Annotated in this window: 22 protein-coding genes; 14 read left to right on the top strand and 8 right to left on the bottom strand. The window is 47.7% G+C overall.

Features of this window, described 5'->3' with window-relative positions; all coding sequences use genetic code 11:
- The first annotated feature begins 19 nt into the window (after window positions 1-19).
- The 4 genes from dprA to ybeY are packed head-to-tail and all read left to right on the top strand — an operon-like array spanning window position 20 to window position 2190.
- Window positions 20-1135: a DNA-processing protein DprA gene (dprA, locus tag LW808_001005; GenBank protein UPA28634.1), complete on the top strand. Its 1116-nt coding sequence runs from the start codon at window positions 20-22 to the stop codon at window positions 1133-1135.
- Window positions 1125-1565, top strand: coding sequence for a ribosome silencing factor (rsfS, locus tag LW808_001000; protein ID UPA28633.1), 441 nt, complete (start codon window positions 1125-1127; stop codon window positions 1563-1565). Before dprA ends, rsfS begins: the two co-directional genes overlap by 11 nt.
- 3 nt (window positions 1566-1568) lie before the next feature.
- Entirely contained in the window at window positions 1569-1739 is a 171-nt protein-coding gene (gene rpmG, locus LW808_000995) for a 50S ribosomal protein L33 (protein UPA28632.1), read from the top strand.
- A gap of 4 nt (window positions 1740-1743) precedes the next feature.
- Window positions 1744-2190 (top strand): rRNA maturation RNase YbeY, encoded by a 447-nt coding sequence (ybeY, locus tag LW808_000990; GenBank protein ID UPA28631.1) that lies wholly within the window; start codon window positions 1744-1746, stop codon window positions 2188-2190.
- Window positions 2191-2275: 85 nt separating this feature from the next.
- On the opposite strand, the gene LW808_000985 is transcribed toward ybeY, so the two are convergent.
- From LW808_000985 to LW808_000955, 7 genes are all read right to left on the bottom strand, one after another.
- A complete protein-coding gene (locus tag LW808_000985) occupies window positions 2276-2914 on the bottom strand; it encodes a hypothetical protein (GenBank protein UPA28630.1) in 639 nt (212 codons plus the stop codon).
- A gap of 88 nt (window positions 2915-3002) precedes the next feature.
- Window positions 3003-3482, bottom strand: coding sequence for a hypothetical protein (locus LW808_000980; GenBank protein ID UPA28629.1), 480 nt, complete (start codon window positions 3480-3482; stop codon window positions 3003-3005).
- Between the two features lie 115 nt (window positions 3483-3597).
- Entirely contained in the window at window positions 3598-3999 is a 402-nt protein-coding gene (locus LW808_000975) for a hypothetical protein (protein UPA28628.1), read from the bottom strand.
- A gap of 185 nt (window positions 4000-4184) precedes the next feature.
- Window positions 4185-4385 (bottom strand): 30S ribosomal protein S21, encoded by a 201-nt coding sequence (rpsU, locus tag LW808_000970; GenBank protein ID UPA28627.1) that lies wholly within the window; start codon window positions 4383-4385, stop codon window positions 4185-4187.
- 49 nt (window positions 4386-4434) lie between these two features.
- Window positions 4435-5991, bottom strand: a complete 1557-nt coding sequence (locus LW808_000965) for a glucose-6-phosphate isomerase (GenBank protein UPA28626.1) — start codon at window positions 5989-5991, stop codon at window positions 4435-4437.
- Window positions 5992-6126: 135 nt separating this feature from the next.
- A complete protein-coding gene (gene hprK / locus LW808_000960) occupies window positions 6127-7083 on the bottom strand; it encodes an HPr(Ser) kinase/phosphatase (protein ID UPA28625.1) in 957 nt (318 codons plus the stop codon).
- 39 nt (window positions 7084-7122) lie between these two features.
- The gene (locus LW808_000955) at window positions 7123-8628 is read right to left on the bottom strand and encodes a diadenylate cyclase (protein UPA28624.1); all 1506 of its coding nucleotides are present in this window, start codon (window positions 8626-8628) and stop codon (window positions 7123-7125) included.
- Between LW808_000955 and dnaN the strand changes: the two genes are divergently transcribed.
- The 6 genes from dnaN to lpxK are packed head-to-tail and all read left to right on the top strand — an operon-like array spanning window position 8597 to window position 13882.
- Window positions 8597-9715, top strand: coding sequence for a DNA polymerase III subunit beta (dnaN, locus tag LW808_000950; GenBank protein UPA28623.1), 1119 nt, complete (start codon window positions 8597-8599; stop codon window positions 9713-9715). The genes LW808_000955 and dnaN overlap by 32 nt on opposite strands.
- Complete coding sequence (locus LW808_000945; GenBank protein ID UPA28622.1) at window positions 9672-10430, top strand: CPBP family intramembrane metalloprotease; 759 nt, start codon at window positions 9672-9674, stop codon at window positions 10428-10430. The genes dnaN and LW808_000945 overlap by 44 nt, the downstream gene beginning before the upstream one ends.
- The gene (gene tsaE / locus LW808_000940) at window positions 10411-10827 is read left to right on the top strand and encodes a tRNA (adenosine(37)-N6)-threonylcarbamoyltransferase complex ATPase subunit type 1 TsaE (GenBank protein ID UPA28621.1); all 417 of its coding nucleotides are present in this window, start codon (window positions 10411-10413) and stop codon (window positions 10825-10827) included. Before LW808_000945 ends, tsaE begins: the two co-directional genes overlap by 20 nt.
- Before the next feature lie 36 nt (window positions 10828-10863).
- The gene (locus tag LW808_000935) at window positions 10864-11571 is read left to right on the top strand and encodes a DUF502 domain-containing protein (GenBank protein ID UPA28620.1); all 708 of its coding nucleotides are present in this window, start codon (window positions 10864-10866) and stop codon (window positions 11569-11571) included.
- A 24-nt stretch (window positions 11572-11595) separates the two neighbouring features.
- Window positions 11596-12663 carry a hypothetical protein gene (locus LW808_000930; protein ID UPA28619.1) on the top strand — a complete coding sequence of 356 codons (1068 nt, stop codon included), beginning with the start codon at window positions 11596-11598 and terminating at the stop codon, window positions 12661-12663.
- 4 nt (window positions 12664-12667) lie between these two features.
- Window positions 12668-13882 (top strand): tetraacyldisaccharide 4'-kinase, encoded by a 1215-nt coding sequence (gene lpxK, locus LW808_000925; GenBank protein UPA28618.1) that lies wholly within the window; start codon window positions 12668-12670, stop codon window positions 13880-13882.
- A gap of 45 nt (window positions 13883-13927) precedes the next feature.
- Here lpxK and LW808_000920 read toward each other — a convergent pair whose 3' ends face one another.
- Entirely contained in the window at window positions 13928-14101 is a 174-nt protein-coding gene (locus tag LW808_000920; GenBank protein UPA28617.1) for a hypothetical protein, read from the bottom strand.
- A 155-nt stretch (window positions 14102-14256) separates the two neighbouring features.
- On the opposite strand from LW808_000920, the gene rplU reads away from it, so the two are divergent.
- Genes rplU through LW808_000900 form a run of 4 tightly spaced genes read left to right on the top strand, consistent with a single transcriptional unit; the run spans window position 14257 to window position 16949 of the window.
- Window positions 14257-14571 (top strand): 50S ribosomal protein L21, encoded by a 315-nt coding sequence (gene rplU, locus LW808_000915; protein UPA28616.1) that lies wholly within the window; start codon window positions 14257-14259, stop codon window positions 14569-14571.
- A 9-nt stretch (window positions 14572-14580) separates the two neighbouring features.
- Window positions 14581-14823, top strand: a complete 243-nt coding sequence (gene rpmA, locus LW808_000910) for a 50S ribosomal protein L27 (GenBank protein ID UPA28615.1) — start codon at window positions 14581-14583, stop codon at window positions 14821-14823.
- Window positions 14824-14836: 13 nt separating this feature from the next.
- The gene (locus LW808_000905) at window positions 14837-15805 is read left to right on the top strand and encodes a ketoacyl-ACP synthase III (GenBank protein UPA28614.1); all 969 of its coding nucleotides are present in this window, start codon (window positions 14837-14839) and stop codon (window positions 15803-15805) included.
- Between the two features lie 46 nt (window positions 15806-15851).
- The gene (locus tag LW808_000900; protein UPA28613.1) at window positions 15852-16949 is read left to right on the top strand and encodes a tetratricopeptide repeat protein; all 1098 of its coding nucleotides are present in this window, start codon (window positions 15852-15854) and stop codon (window positions 16947-16949) included.
- Window positions 16950-16951 lie beyond the last annotated feature (2 nt).

Raw genomic sequence — 16951 nt, 5'->3', positions numbered from 1 at the left:
TCTGCGAGCGTCATGTGTGATGGACATCGATGAGGTTCTGTCGCAGCATATGATTCTCAACGCCTTAGAGGATGTTGGGTCCGCAACGTTGCGTCATTTACTCGCGTTTTTCCAAGAAGATTTTGTTTCGATTTTAACGGCTTCCTACGATACACTTTGCTCTGTTCCCGGTGTCTCCAAAAAAGCAGCCGAAAGAATCGCGAATTGGCGGAAATATTTCAATCTAGAGAGAGAAAAAGAACAACTGATTACCCAAAACGTCCGGTTTTTGATCGAGGAGAATGCAGACTTCCCTCCGTTACTGAAAAGTATCGATACCCCGCCGATTGGGCTCTATGCGAAAGGGCAGGGAGCGCTTGGTGCACAAAAATATATTGCAATCGTCGGAACGAGGAAGCCTTCCGTCTACGGTTTGAAGATTGCGCGTGAATTTGCCTTAGAGCTTGCGAAGATGGGGTTTGTAATCGGTAGTGGTATGGCCCTGGGCATCGATACTGCTGCTCATGAAGGTGCGTTAGCGTCTGGGGCAAATGATGCGACTGTTGCGGTTTTAGGCTCTGGGATTGATGTGATTTATCCCCGAGAAAATGCTCCACTTTACCGAAAGATCCTTGAGCAGGGCACAATTCTTTCCGAATTTCCGTTTGGAAAAAAAGCGAGTAAAGTAACTTTCCCGATACGCAACCGTGTATTGGCGGGAATGTGTTCGCACGTTTTGGTGATTGAGAGCGATCTGCATGGCGGCAGTATGATTACGGCACATCTGGCGAATGACTATGGGCACGGTGTGATGGCGGTGCCAGGGCGCATTGATCAACCGATGAGCCGAGGTTGCCATACTTTGATTCGAGAAGGTGCGACTTTAGTTGCGGGTATGGATCACATACTGGAAGAGCTCAATTGCCCTGTATCCCAGGCCTGTTTTGACTTTGCCGTTCAAGACAAAGTGGAATCGGTACTCGAGGACCCGGTTGAGCAAAAAATTGTCGCGTTCATCCATGAGCAGAATGGTACATCGCCGGACGCGCTTTCCGAGGCGCTCGATATCCCCGTTTTTCGTCTTTTGCCGCGTTTGCAGATGTTGGAATTACGCCAAGTAATTCGCCGAAATCTCCAGGGAAATTATGAGTGTTAATGCTTGCGGCGCCTTTTTGAGTCTCCAGTCTAGGTTTATGCAAAAGCCCGAACAGGATTTATTACGAATATGTGTTCAAATTGCGGAAGATAAGAAATGCGAGGAGCTAAAGATTTTCGATGTGCACGGGATTTCGGGAATTGCGGATTACATTCTTTTGGCGACATGTAACTCGGAGGCACACCTCCGGGCCTTAGGGAGTGCGCTCTATGAGGTTGTCAAACACCGATTTGGATTTGTTGGCCGCATCGATTATCAGCCTCAAAGTGGTTGGTTCGTGCTTGACGCGTTTGATCTCATAGCGCATTTAGTGACTCACGAAGTACGTTCATTGTATCGTTTGGACAAGCTCTGGGAACGTGCTCCGGTTCTTTTGGCGAGTGATTTCCCTGTTGACTTTAAGGCGGAAACCGCAGCATACACGGCTTAAGCTATGGCGAGAGAGCACATTATTTTAGAGTGTACGGAGGCACGCGCGGAAGGGGCGCCGGTATCGCGGTACATGTCGACGCGTAACAAAAAGACGCAGACGGAACGCGTTGAGAAGATGAAGTACAACAAATTTCTCCGTCGGCACACGCTACACCGCGAGATCAAGAAGTAGCCTTGTGGCGCGCACGATTGAGGTTTCGAACCACTGTCGTCGATGGATTATTTCGGAGGCAGCGGTTGTGTCGCTCTATCAAAAACTCGATCAAAATCCTCAATACAAGATTGGACCCGGGGTGTTATCGGTGGCGTTCGTTTCTCCATCTAGAATGAGGGCACTCCATCAGCAGTTTTTACAGGACACCTCATTAACGGATGTGATTACCTTTCCGGGAGATCCAGAGTTTGGTCTTGCTGGGGAGATTATCGTTTGTCCCGCCTATGCCGAACAGCAAGCAAAGCGTTTTGATATGGGTCTCGATGACGAGCTCAAACTTTATCTCATCCATGGATTTCTACACCTATCGGGTTTAAATGATAAAACCCCAGAAGAGTGTTCTGTGATGCGTACAGCAGAAGCTTATTGCCAGGAGTTTTTAAAAGATCTTCCCGAAGTCATTCGCTGATCTGAGTAGAATTTTATCTCTGTTTTTTCAGTAAAAAAAGAGCCCACTAGACATGGACCCTCTTTATAAGATTAAAAACCAAGACTTAGTCAAGTTCCCCGGTCAGATAGGCTTCTTCCTCCTCTTCTTCTTCTTCTTCCTCCTCCTCGTTAGAACCATCGGGTAGCAAGTGAAGGTGACGTAGTGTCTCAACTTGGGACCAAGAAATTTCTCGTTTTTCAACTTTTTCTTGGATTTGCCTTAGGTTTTCGATTGTCCTTTCCGCTGCCCCTTCGTCGCATGGATCACCATCTTCTTCATACGAATCGCTGTCATTCAACTCTTCGATGCGCTCCACAAAATATAGATTGCGTTCCTTTGCGGGTATTTGAGTGAATTGATAGATAAACCAAGTCTCGACAAGCGCTGGATTGATGGCTCCTTGAGCGGGGAGACCTAACTGTGCAAGCTCCTCGGGGGTCGCGTTTCCCTTAATTCGCTGGTGATTGCGGTTTGCGAGGCTAATGAAGTTATCAACAAGTGCGCCGCCTAGCTCATCCTTGCCGTAGAGATTCTCCAAAGGCTCCCTCAAATGATCATAAGGCGCATGAGCGACACTCATTGTCCTTGAAATGAGGTTTCCCCGAGGACCCGGCCGAACAGATTTCGGTGCGCTTGCGATCACAGACGAAATGGAACCGCCGATTAATAATGCTGATATGAGTTTAGTGATATGATTCTTCATGTATTTTTTCCCTTGATAACAGAAGCATTTACAATTCTTCCGTTAAAAATCTTTCCACCCAAATGCGTACCCTAAAAAATCATTTCTTCTAGGCCGAAAGCCACATATTGAAGAGATCTTGAGCTTCCTGCACCGTGAGAAAATTCCGACGAACCGCATCCCGTATTTCTGCTGCGGTAAAATTGCCATCCTCGATTTGTTCCTTGAGTGACCAAAGATGCACAATCCCAGGCTCAACCCAGGTCTGCGTTCTCTCGCCGTATCTTTCGAGCGATGAGGTGAGTTCCCCTATACATTCCGGGTGTAGTAAGACGAAAAAGGCGACCAAGATATCGAGATCTGTGGAACTAACGCCGGTGAGATTGATGTTTCCTGTACGCTCGTTGACGAAATGAAATAACTCTCCGCTGACACCGTCTTGTTGGTGAAGGGTTCTCAAAAAGTTTCGCAGGCCATAAACGTGTTCGTGTGTTGCACGAACCGGTGGCCCCTGTCTGACAGCAAGTGCAGTTGAAATAGAACCACCCAGCAATAATACTGATAAGAGTTTAGTAATATGATTCTTCATGTGTTTTCCTTTCTTATCAGTGGGAAAACAGAATACCTTCCCACCAAAAGCTTCTGCGCCAACGCTTAGCCATGGAGCTTCGCCTTTGATAAATTTTGTCAAGATATTTTTACTATCAGTTTTTAGTAGCATCGCGGGTGTTCAAGAGTTTCACTAGCGATCCGAAATGGGGGCCTTGTTTTCTCGGCGATAATCCGAGGTGATCAATAAACCAGTCGGCAACAAAAGGATGGTGAGAGGATAAATGTTCCGGCTTTGATTTATCTTCAATTAACCTAAGTGCTTTACGATCTTCTTCGGACATTGGCGGCCACAACGATCGCCGCATTTTAATGTGCCATTTTCGGATAAATTTCCAATGTTTGTTGGCAAGCTCGATAAATTGATCTACCTCCGGAATATTGCCGTAAATTTGCACTAATTGCGGCATTAGATCATCATAAGGGCCTGCTGCAATGGCGAAAATTGGATAAACAAGACATATTGCCAGTGAAAGTAGATAAAAGTGTTTCTTCATGCATGTATTCCCTAATTCAGGATTCAAAAACCATTTTATTAGGCGTGGGTTTTGTCAAGATGCTTTAAATCACATACTGCGATAAACGAACGTATATTGGTCTCTTTCATGAGTAAGCTGTCAGAGTAGTCGAAACAAAAAGAGGGCCGAAGCCCCCTTTCTATGCCTAAAATGAACTAAAAAGCCTACATATTCTCGTAGCGCACACGCAACATGTTGTTAAAGACCGCAGCCTTCTTGATTCGACGACGTTTCTCACATGGCTTCTCAAAGTAGCGCTTCGCCCGTACGTCTTTTAGGACGGATTCGCGGTCGAGCTTCTTTTTGAGCCGCCGTAATGCTTTGTCGACGGTCTCGCCCTTGCGTAAAGTAACTTCAACGGACATCGCTTCTCACCTCCTTCGCTCCTGTGACCTTAATCTGTCGGGCAAAATGTCAACGCCAGAGATAGCGATTTTGATGCGGATCGTCTGCTTCCGTGCGTTGAAGCCGTTTATTGGTCGATAGGTGCTCGAGGAGTTTGAACAGTGTCTCAAAATCTTGTGTTTGAATTGAGGCCGCAATCTCTAGAACCGTTTTCGGTTGTGGGTGAGACTTGAGATGTTCGAGTGCTGTCGCTTGGAGCTGTAGGATTGTATTGGCCGCCTTCTTGCCGGCTTCAACACCGGGTTGATGATAAGCATTGATGTGAACCATTGTGGCGTAAAAGCTGACCGTCCGTTCGTAGAGTGCAATCAGAACGCCGAGATGGTAGGCGTCGATGCGATCAATAGTGAGTGTTATGGAGGAGCGATCGGCTTCGTGGAGTGCTTGGCGTGTCCCTAAGAAAAAGCCCTCGAGATAGTCGCCTGTCGTCGTGTGAGCGTCGATCATGACCGGTTCGGTATCGCGGTCCGTGAGGACTTCGATGAAGGTAACGAAAAAGTTCGAAAGTCCGTCGCGGAGTTGTTGGACGTAGGCATGCTGATCCGTCGAGCCCTTATTGCCGTAAACGGTAATTCCTTGGTATACTGGATGGTTGTCCCGATCGAGCTTTTTGCCAAGCGATTCCATGATGAGTTGCTGGAGAAATCGAGAAAATAACGATAGGCGGTCTTTATAGGGAAGGATAACCATATCTTTTGTACCTTTTCCGTCGGTTGCGGCGTACCAAGCTGTTGCCAGGAGGAGTGCCGGGTTGTTGGGGTCGTGGCGGCGTGTAAGCGAGTCCATATCGCGCATGCCGTTCAGAAAGGTTTTGTAATCGATGCCGCAGAGAGCCATCGGTAAAGGACCGACGACAGAGGCGATACTAGTCCGGCCACCGACCCAGTCCCACATGGGGAAGCGTTTCAGCCAGCCCTCTTTTCGCGCTTGCTGGTCGAGTTTACTATCTATACAGGTAATTGCGACAGCGTGTCGGGCAAAGGAAAGTCCTGCGTTTTGGTAAGCATGGGCAACTTCAAGCATTCCATTGCGGGTCTCGGGAGTGCCACCAGATTTCGAGGTCACAATGACGAGTGTGGCATCCAGTTGTCCTTCGAGTTGAGCAAGAACGGTATCGATGCCCTCTGGGTCCGTGTTGTCGAGAAAATAGACCGCGAGCTTTGGTTTTTGAGGGGAAAGTGCTGCGCAAGCAAGTTGAGGTCCTAGGGCAGATCCGCCGATCCCAATACAGAGGAGATTTTTAAAGGCATGCGTTTCTCCGGTAATGTCTCCGGAATGAACGGCGTAGACGAAGCGATCAATGGAATCCCAAACCTCGGTAATGGCGTTTTTGAGTTCGGGAGTCGGAGCAATCGCGGGATTGCGTAACCAGTAGTGGCCGACCATACGGTTTTCATCGGGATTAGCGATACCTCCACTTTCTAAAAAGCTCATCTCTTTAAAAACCGATTCGCGATCGATTTTTTGGGATGTCTCATCGAATTGCGAGAGCTTGCTGACGTCAAGACCCAGGCCGACAGAGCGGTAGGTGAAGTGATGGTCACAAAAATATTGCCATGCATCCATGGCATGAGCGTACTTTTTTTCAAGGAACCGTCAATGCGAAGTCCCCATATTCGCTCTCGACTTGTTAGCGAAAAGTCGCCAGAGTAGTTGGGTTGAGCGTATGCAGATTCAAAATAAACTCAACAATACCTTATACTAAGCCGAGGTTTCCATCTGTTGTAGGAGACGTTGCGCAAGCTCTTCTGCCGGATTATGACCGCGCTTCCGTAGTAGGTGGAGCGTTGCCGCAATCTCGACAAGCCGACAGGCATCATTCCCTGAGCAGACAGGGAGTTGGATGAGTGGTAGGGTACAATCGAGGATGGTATCTTCAGACGGTGCTTCGAGACCTGTTTTTTCCGCATTCGGTAAGACGTCTAGGAACTGTACGATGAGATCGACCGGACCTTTGGCACGAACCGCATGTGTCCCAAAGTGTTCAGAGACTTTTAGGAGCCCAATGCCGCGGAATTCCATAAACCCGCGTGCGAGATCTTTACCGCTGCCCACTAGGAGGCCGTCATGGCTACGAGAGACACAAACGACTTCGTCCGCAATCAGCGTATGGCCATGTTCGATGAGTACAATCGTCGAAACACTTTTACTCAAAGCCGGTAACCCTTGGATGAGTACGCCTATGCCATTGACTTCTACGAGCGTTCCGGAGAGAACGGTATTGGGTGCGAAATACTCGTCGAGTGCAATCGTTGCACGTTCAACGAATTCCGCAGACGTGAGATGCGTCGATAGAAGGGGTAGAGCCCGTTCATTACAGTGCTCTACGATTGAGGTGGGTACCGGAATTCGATCCGTGACGACGAAACACGGGATACCGACTTCATCAATTCCATCGATTGCATGGAGTTGAGCTTCTGGATCGAGATCGAGAAGGTAAGAGAGCTCACAGAATCCGAGATATTGAACACGCTTCGAAGCGAAACGCTTAAAATACCCCGTCAATGCGAGACCTGGACGGTTAACGGCATTATCGGTGATCGCGTGGGTATTGAGACCCGATTCACCTGCGACGAGCGCAAGTTGTAGCGAGGCACGGCCCATGTCAAAAAAACGCCGTACCGATAATGCTTCATTCTTTTTAATGAGAGGCTGCATTTTTCCGATATACCCTTCCTAGATAAGAGCAAAAGCCTTTTAGATGGTTGAGGATGAAAAACTTTGGTCAGAGAATAGCATCATTTTACCATCTTTAAACAGCGTTACCTGATGGGTACTCTCCGAAACCGCGATTGCGATACAATCGGCAACGGCTGAAATAACCGCTCCGGCGGCATGACGCGTTCCAAATCCGCTTGGCATCTGGATAGCATTTTCACTCGATGCCTGAATCAACGATCCTGCGGACTCGATAACGCCGTCACCTCGGACGATAAATGCGCCATCAATAGAAGAAAATTCCTTAATGGTTTCTGCCATAAAGGGGTTTAAAATATTACGGTCTTCTTCTTTGTAGCCGTAGAATGGATTAAGGACGAGAGGCTTTGTAAAGGGCTTAATTTTAGCAATATCCCCAATGACAAAGAGACAACCCACGGGCTTTCCTTCCCTACCTTCGACGGAGATATCCGCCGCGATGGCCAATAACCGTTCGAGTGCCTCCGGATGGATGCCTTCCGATAAAAGATCTTCGTTATTAAAGAACGAATTCCCAAACTCTTTGGCGACATCAATAATAGAAATGGTATCAAAAATATCACTTTGAGGGAGACCTGAGAAGCAGCAAACTTTGTCTTTATGACTAATAATACCGCGTGTTAAACCGATGATAATCGCGCTACGGGCCTGAGAAAGACGGTAATTCGAGAATGGATGAACGTAAATAACGTCATCAAAATTATTTTCCGAAGCAGCAAGACTATCCGTTTTATGGGTGACGAGGACGAGTTTTGCATTACTGGTCGGTGCTTCAATTTCGAACGAACTCGTTAAAATATCTCCAAAAATAAGAACCGTACTACATTTAGTCGCTTTCACAATCTTTTGTGCTTCCCGGAGCATCAGTTGATTCTGATGGTTCTTACTTTGATTGGTAATCGATTTACACGCACCAAAGAGGTTTCGAATATGACCACGGAAGGAGCCAATAGATTGGTTCGCGAGAATCTGATGAATATTTTCTTGGCTCTGAAAAATACGGGCGATTGCCGCGAGTACGGTAAGGTAGGATTCTTCGTTTTCGGTCGAAATAATCATCAAAAAGATGATCCGTGTATCCTTATGTTCACCGGAATTTGCAAAATTAAGACCATTCTTACAGCGCCCAATGGCGAAAATATAGGGCTTATTAATCGGACGTCGGATGTAAGGAAGGGCAACTCCATTGCCTAAATACGACGTAATCGTTTGTTCACGTTCGAGAATCTCGTTAACGATCGAGTCTTGTTCCTCAGCGTTCTTGGCGATCGCGCAAGTCGATAAAAGCTCGACGAGGGCATCCTTAAACTCGTGGCTTTTCAGCTCGATAATTCGATTTTTCGCTAAATATCTTCCAAGGCGCATGATCCGTTTGGCGATGAGGATAAACCGTAAAATCCATCTGCCAACGATAAAATCGTCACCCGTGGGATAGGGCTTGTCATTTGTAGTGCGAGGCCTACGGTGATGGGTAATGAAGTTTTCGATCGAGAAGGAGGCGCTCATAGCGGGGCTACAACAGGTCATGAATGTTGTGGGGACACGATTAACAATGCCCATCTTGTCCAATGTTTTATTAGAAGCCATGCCGGAACGTATCGCACTATCGACAACCAATCTTGACATTGGGATGCGCTGCCTCGTAAAGGCAGAAGTTTCAGAGCCGGGAAGCACAACTTTACCGGTCAAAAAACTCACTTCGATCATCAAGGCGCTTGCGGCAAAGACCGTTGAGTTTCGTTCGGAGACGAATGAGCAAATTAGTATTTCAGGGGGGAGTTCGCATTTCCGTGTTCTGGGATTGCCCGCAGAGGATTTCCCTAAGCTTCCGCAACTCGAGATTGAACAGAAGGTTACGCTAAATCAGATGCAGTTTGCCAGGATGCTCAAAAGCATTTCGTATGCGCAATCACGGGATGAAAACCGCTATCTGTTAAATGGCATGTACTGGCTCGTAGAGGGTGAGAAGCTCCATTTTATCGCGACCGATGGGCGACGTTTGGCGATGATTGCGAATGAAGTCCCAGGGTGTCTTCTTCAGCGAAGTGTCATTGTGCCGGCAAAAACCGTCGTCGAGCTTGAGCGCACGCTTGGCGTTGGTGAAACTGCCCAAATCATGATAACGGATAAACAGATCGCATTTCTCTTTGATGTTGCCGGAGAGGGTAGTATGACGGACTCAATTTACGTCGTCTCCAAAATTGTCGAAGGCAACTATCCGAATTACAAACAAGTCATTCCATCCACGCTCGATCACCATATCCACATCGATCGCGAACAACTCTTATCGGTGATTCAGCGGATTGCGCTTGTTGCCGACGAGAAAAATTACGCGGTGAAGCTTGCATTTTCCAAAAACAGTCTCGAAATTTCCGCTCAGAGTCAGGCCTATGGCGAGGCGCGCGAGGTATTTCCGATTGCCTACGAGGATGAAGACATCGCAATGGGCTTTAATCCGCAATTCCTCTGCGATCCACTCAAGGTCCTAACGAGTGATGAGATTGCCTTCGAATTTAAGAACGAAATGAGCCCCGGTGTCATCCGAACGAATGACGACTTTAAATGTGTCATTATGCCGTTACGCATTAATTAAAGCAATGAGCGCACTATCGCCGATCAAAATTGCACCGCTACGCTTTATTTTCACGGGCATTGGGGGATTACAGTGTCTCCTATTACCGCGAATTTTTCTCACATCACATCTCCAGACGCTATCACCACTCGCACGGGAATCTCTTTTAGAAGTAGCCGTTGGGGTAACGGCATTGTCTTGTGGATTTTTTGGCATTCGCCTCAACCAGTTTCGTTATTATCCATCGGTGAATCCGCTGCCATTATATCGCCGTCAACTCTGGGCAAGCTTGGGTTGTATGGCGCTTCTCTGGCTAGGAATTGTTATTCTAATTACGCCACTTTGGGAAGTTTTATTAGATTACTGGCAATATCCATCCGTTCCACAGGGCATTTTGCTACTCCTACAGAACGCGACAGAATTGTGGCCTGTTTTTGGTGTTGCTGTTGCGGCGGTTATTCTAGCACCCATTATCGAAGAAATCGGGTTCCGCTACTATTGTTACCGTTACTTGAAGGGTCTTTTTCGGGGACCGTATTGTGCCGCGCTGCTAACGGCTTGGTTATTTGCACAACTCCATGGCAATTTACGGAGTTTTCCAGGATTATTTTTGTTTAGCCTTTTGTTGACGTGGCTGTATGAGCGCTATGGAAATCTGTGGCCTGCTATTTTTGCGCATGCGGCTAACAACGCCCTAACCATTCTCTTAACGGTTTGTGGAAGTACCATCTTTTAAGTGGATTTGTCCAACGCCCGAAGCACTGATACGGCAGGGTGAAGTTTTTGGAAAAACGCTTCAAGCCGGGGATATTATTGCCTTAGCAGGCAATTTAGGTGTCGGGAAAACGACTTTTGTCAAAGGAATTGCGCGCGCACTAGGGGTCACAGAACCTATTACGAGTCCTACCTTTAATATTGCTTCGATTTATTCCGGATCAGACTTAACACTAGTTCACATCGACGCCTATCGTTTAGAGACGGGGATGTCGATTGATATTTTAGAATACGTTACGCCGCCCTATATTGTTGTGATCGAGTGGCCCGCGCATTTCCAAGAACTCAACAGTACGCATCGTGTGACTTTTTCCGTCGATGTAGAGGGCGTTCGACATCTAGTGGTCACGAGAATATAAGTGTTGTATTCGCTCGAGATTGGTTAAGATAAAAATATGGCATGTGCGGTCCGTAAACGCTGGCGTCTCTTAAAAGTCGCGAAAAATTGTTTTCTGACGGGGCTCTTTTTATTGCTTCCGCTTGGGGTGACCGCAATTGTTGTCGGACTCTTACTCGATTATGTTGGTTCGCCAGTGAGTTCGTTAATCCTCGAGTCGCTTGGTCTCGAACTTCCCGATAAATTCTGGATGAGCACGATCGTCAATCTTGGGTCGACGATCCTTGTTGTCGGACTGGTAACGTTACTGGGCTTTGTCTCCAAGTATTTTTTAGTCCGCATGACTGCAAAGTTGTTAGGGCTCATTGAAAGCCTGATCAATAATGTGCCTTTTGTGAGCTCTGTTTACAAGACCGTCAAACAGGTCGTCGATACATTTAATAAGAATCAAGAAGCGGTTTTTCAGGCAGTAGTTTTAATCGAATACCCGCATAAGGGGATGTATGCGTTGGGATTTTTAACGAGTGAGACGCGCGGGGAGGTCCAGGTCAAAACGCAGCAAAATGTTGTCAATGTCTTTATCCCGACGACACCAAACCCGACAAGCGGATTTTTATTATTTGTTCCGAAAGAAGATGTTGTTGTGCTCGAAATGAGTATTTCTGACGGCATGAAGATGATTATTTCGGGAGGTGTCGTGAATCCTGAATACCCGCCGAAACCCAGTAGGGCGGAAAAAGCATTACCTGAGGATTGCCAAAGTTAAAAAAATACAATCGTACGATCAAACATGGTCGGCGAGCGGTTTTTTATTTTCGGTAGCGATGCCTTCACGGTTCTTAACCGCGGAGAGGCAGTTTTGGAGTCGCATCGGAATCAAGAAATTGAGGTGATTGCGAGTGAAGCGACAAAGGTTGCCGAGGTGGTTGCGGAATTAAAACGGGTCCATGAGGCACTTCGAACGTCGTCACTCTTTTCCGAGGAAAAATTCGTCTGGTACCGCGGGGTATCGTATCTCAATGACAGTGTGGTCTTGAAATCAGAAGCTGTTCTGGAGTGGATCGAGGTTGTTCAGAAAACTTTGAAAACTGTGCCCACCGGATTTTTATTAACCGCAGGAGCGTGTGATCGCCGACAAAAGGTCGTGAAATGGTTTTTAGACCACAGTCAGTCCGAGCTGTGTGAATCACTGAAGGCATTGGATTGCGAGCGGTTACTTTCTAAAAAAATCGAAAAGGAGCAGAAAAAAATCACTTCTGAAGCCGCAGCGCTTTTCTTGAGACGAACAGGGAATGAAACGGCCGTCATCGATAATGAGCTCGAAAAATTGTTACTATACGTCGGCGATCGCCGTGATATTGAAATCGAGGATATCCGAGCGGTTGTGGTAGACATTCAAAATAGCGATTTTTTTGAAACAATCGATAGTTTTTTTCAAGACGATGTTGAGCGTTTTCGGGAAGAAATTCGGCGCTACTTTTTATATCAGGAAGAGGGGCGTCCGTTGCTTATGGCCTTACAAAACCGGGTTCGTATTTTGGTACAGCTCGCTTATTTATGTGAGCATGATCACGTGGCGCGTATTAATAAAGCAACACTTGAACAGCTTGCAACGCGTTATCCCAAGGCATCGGATGAAAGTATTTTTAGCCAAAATCCGTGGTATCTGTCGAAGTTGTTACCAATTGCACAACAGCATAGCGTCAGGGAGTGGCTTCAGTTCCAGCGCCAACTTTTGTGGGCGATCGTCGATTTATCTACCTATTACCGTGAGTCAATAACGGTTTTCGAAACACTTTACTTTCATTTGCGTACGATGAGCAAAGTGGGACAAGGAGCCCTTGCGACAAAAGACTAAACGTATGCGATTTCTACGTAAAGTTCGTTATTTTTTAAAAAAACAGCAAAAACATCTCCATAGGAGTGGGGATCGTTTTGCGCAGTTTGTTGCGGATGTGTTATATGATCGTCGCCGAACGCGGGGAGCGCGGATTTTTGCCGCCTTTTTAGTCCCGCTGTCATTTGTATTTTTCGGTATTGTTCAGTTGCGTCAGTGGTTATATCGTAAACGCTTACTGAGGGCCCAGGCATTAGGATGTCATGTGATCGTTGTTGGTAATATTACGATGGGTGGTACCGGCAAAACACCAGTTGCAGAATATCTCGCACATCTCTTGTTGTCGATGGGACGGCGACCAGCCATTATCAGTCGTGGCTATAAAAGTAAGGGGGAGCCGTTTTATCAAAAATTTTGGCGGTGGATGACGCACGCCCCGGAGCGTCCACCTAAAATCGTCAGCGACGGGCGACAGATTCTCATGGATTCTGAACACGCCGGCGACGAGCCCTATATGTTGGCGAAAAATCTCCAAGGCGTACCGGTCATTGTCGACAAAGATCGTGTTAAAGCGGGGCGTTGTGCGATTAAGCGCTTTCACGCCGATGTCCTCATTTTAGACGATGGTTATCAGTATTTTCGGATCGCGTCGACTTTGCGGGTTGTTTTGGTCGACAGTAGTAATCCTTTTGGAAATTACTACCTCCTGCCGCGGGGAATTCTACGGGAACCGCTCTGTAATCTTGATCGGGCGTCCTTACTATTGTTGACGAAATCCGAGGATACACTCGATCCGCTATTGGAGCAAAATTTGCGCTATGGTAATCCAACCGCGCCACTTGTGGAATGCCGGCATCAGTCGTGTTATTTTGTCAGTCAAAATGAGGCAACAATCCTACCATTGGATGCCATTTCTGGGAAAAAGGTGGCGCTTTTCTGCGGAATTGCCTCACCGACTGGATTTGAGCAGCTGATTGTACGTTTAGGTGCCAAAGTCATCTATAAGAAGCGTTATCTTGATCATCATCGGTTTTCAGGAGCGGAACTTTCCAGCATCGACGAACATGCGCTCAACGCGGATTACCTCATTACAACGGAAAAGGATGCCGTTCGAATCCCCAAAAATTATCCCTTTCACACGCCGCTTTACTATGTTCGTGTGGACATTCAATTTCTACGCAACGAGTGCGCGCTCAAGAATCTGCTAGACAATGCGCTCAATTGCGCAGCCGTATCATAAAAAAGCCGAGATTTCCTCGGCCTTTGTAAACAAACTAAAAGCGTCTTACTTTTTGCAAGTATCGCCTTGGCAAGGGGGCATTGGTTTTTCGCAAGTCGGCCCTTCGCAAGTCGGTTGTTCCGGATTCGGGTTCTCATTCCCCGGTTTCGCTGTCGGTGTACCAAAGAGTGCACTTCCAAGACCGAAAACCATAAGACTCATCATTAATTTTTCTTTCATCGATTTTCCTTTCTCTAAATGATCCCACGATCATACCACACCCCACACGGTTTGTCAATAGGACTTCCCAACTTCGTGTAAACTCTTTTCGTCGGGAAATTCGAGAATAGACTTGCTTTCTGGCAGATGGGCTTTTTACTCGGCAAACAAAGGTAATGAAGGCGATTATCGAGACTCAGGGGCAGCAGTGGATCGTGCATGAGGGCGATGTTTTGTGCGTCGATCGTTACGCCGGATCCAAGGCGGGTGACGTGATTAATTTGAACAAGGTATTATTTGTTGGCGAAGGGCCCAGTGCGAAGGTAGGTGTACCTTATGTTGAGGGAGCAGTCGTTAAAGCGATGCTTCTCGAGAACAAACGCGGTAAGAAGGTCGTTGTGTTTAAAAGAAAACGTCGCCACGGGTATGAATGTCGTCGCGGGCATCGTCAGGAGTTATCGGTGATTCGCATCGAGTCAATTAAGGCGTAAGGAGGCAGTATGGCACATAAAAAAGGTCAGGGAACATCGCGTAATGGTCGGGACAGCAACAGCCAGCGGCTCGGCGTTAAAAAATACGGTGGCGAGGCAGTTCGTGCAGGAAATATCTTGATGCGCCAGCGGGGAACAAAAATGCATCCGGGGAAAAATGTGGGCCTCGGACGTGATTTTACGCTGTTTGCGCTTGTTGATGGTCGTGTGGAGTGGGATGCAAAGCACCGGCGCGTAAACGTTGTTGCGTAAGCCGGATCCGCGGATGGATCGCGCTATTATTCGAGGGATCGGCTCGTATGTCCCCGATCGCGTCTTGACGAATGCCGATTTGGAGAGCATGGTCGAGACGACGCACGAGTGGATTGTAACGCGGACGGGAATTGAATCGCGTCACATTTGCCTCGATACAGAAAATACGTCGGGTTTATGCTTTGAGGCGGCGAAGCGTGCGATTGCCAGTGCGGGGGTTGCAGTTTGCGATCTCGATATGATCGTCACAGCGACAATAACGCCCGATTTTCAGTTTCCTTCAACCGCCTGTCTGATTCAGGAAAAACTCGGTTGTAGTGATATTCCTTGTTTTGACCTCGGAGCAGCCTGCTCGGGGTTTATTTATGCACTGGATGTGGCACGTAATTTCATTGCGAGTAATGCCTCGATCAAGAATGTCCTGGTAATCGGGGGCGAAAAATTGTCCTCGGTCGTTGATTGGGAAGATCGTTCGACTTGTGTTTTATTCGGTGACGGTGCGGGGGCAGCGGTGGTATCGCGAGCCCATGGAACAGGTGGGGCTGGTATTTTAGATGTGCTCATTGGTGCTGATGGGCGATGTGCTAAACTACTTTATTGCCCAGGAAGCGATGTTTCCTGGGGGACAGAACGCCATCTTAAAATGGAGGGTCGCGAGGTATTTAAGGAGGCCGTTCGCCGGATGTGTGCGGCGGTTGAGGATATTCTTTTGCGTAACCACCTTGGCATTGAAGACATCGCGTGTGTAGTCCCGCATCAGGCCAATACGCGGATTATTACGGCGATCGCGGAGCGCGTCAAAATCCCCGAAGAAAAACTTTTTGTCAACTTAGCGCATACCGGCAATACTTCAGCGGCGTCGATCCCGATCGCGCTTGATGAAGCTGTCCGCGAAGGTAAAATTCAGTCGGGGGATCTCGTATTGCTCGTCGCATTCGGTGCAGGGATGACCTGGGGTTCGGCATTGGTCCGTTGGGCGTAACTTTTTTGTTGCCCATTGGGAATGGGTTTGTTTCTTACGGTGGCGTATGTTTAACAAAGCGCCTTGGGGCGTCGTCCTCTTTTTAGGTCTCGCGGTTCCGGCATTTTCTCGCTCGCATACGTCGTTTTACAGAGAAAGTCGACAAAAGGAATCCGCCAAACAGCAATCGGTCAAATTACCGTTATCAGAGCTCTTGACCGAGCGAGAAAAAACTCGAGCGTCGGGCAATCGACGCGAGATGCTCAAGATCTACGAGCAAATTTATAATAGTTATCCCAACAGCGACGCGGCACCAGAGGCTTATTTTTGCCGTGGAGAGCTCTACGAGAACAATCGGGAGTTTAGTTCCGCGATGAAGATGTTTTCAGCGGTTATCGAAAAATATCCCGGGAGCGTTTGGTTTGCACCGGCGATTGAGCATGGATTCGCTGTTGCCAAAAGTCTTCAGTCAGGCACACGGCCCCGCTATTTTGGTATCATCCCAGGGCTAAAGGACTACACCTCAGCGGTTAAAAACTATGAGCTCGTGGTAAAGTATGCCCCCTATAGCCGGTTAGCACCTCAAGCACTGTTTGAAATCGCAAAACTTCACCAGCGCGGCAAGCATCATGAGCAGGCGATTGATGCTTTGGAACGGGTAATTGATCTCTACCCGGATTCCCAGGAGGTTCCCGATGCTTATTTACGGATCGCGGAAATCTATAGCAGTGTTGTCAAAGGGGTAGAGTACAATCAAGGGGGCGCACTTGCGGCGCGGCGCTACTATCGGGAGTTTTTGTCATTATTCCCGCTCGATGCCCGTGTCCCAGAGGTACAGCAACGGATCCGCGAGCTTGAGGAGGCCGTTGGACGTTCAAAGATTGCGCTCGGGGATTTCTATTTTAACGCATGCTACAACGATATTGCCGCCAAGCGGTTATACCGGCTCGCGATCGACTTCGCGCCCTACACGCTATCCGCCGAAGTGGCCAAAGAAAAGATCGATGCGATTGAACACGGTAAGAAGCCAAAAACGACGGCAGTTGACTTTCTATTCCCGTCGTACATGCCGAAGCAAGAGCGTTTAGCACTGGAGGCCGCTGCAAAGACGACTAAGGCCGTTAAAAAATATCCGGGAAGCCGTCGCATAAAATTCCACGTCTAATT

The organism is Verrucomicrobiota bacterium (genome assembly GCA_021294815.2).
In the GTDB taxonomy this organism is placed as follows: Bacteria; Verrucomicrobiota; Verrucomicrobiia; order Opitutales; family LL51; genus LL51.
The sequence above is the reverse complement of the archived record's forward strand: the minus strand, read 5'-3'. Positions and strand labels throughout refer to the sequence as shown.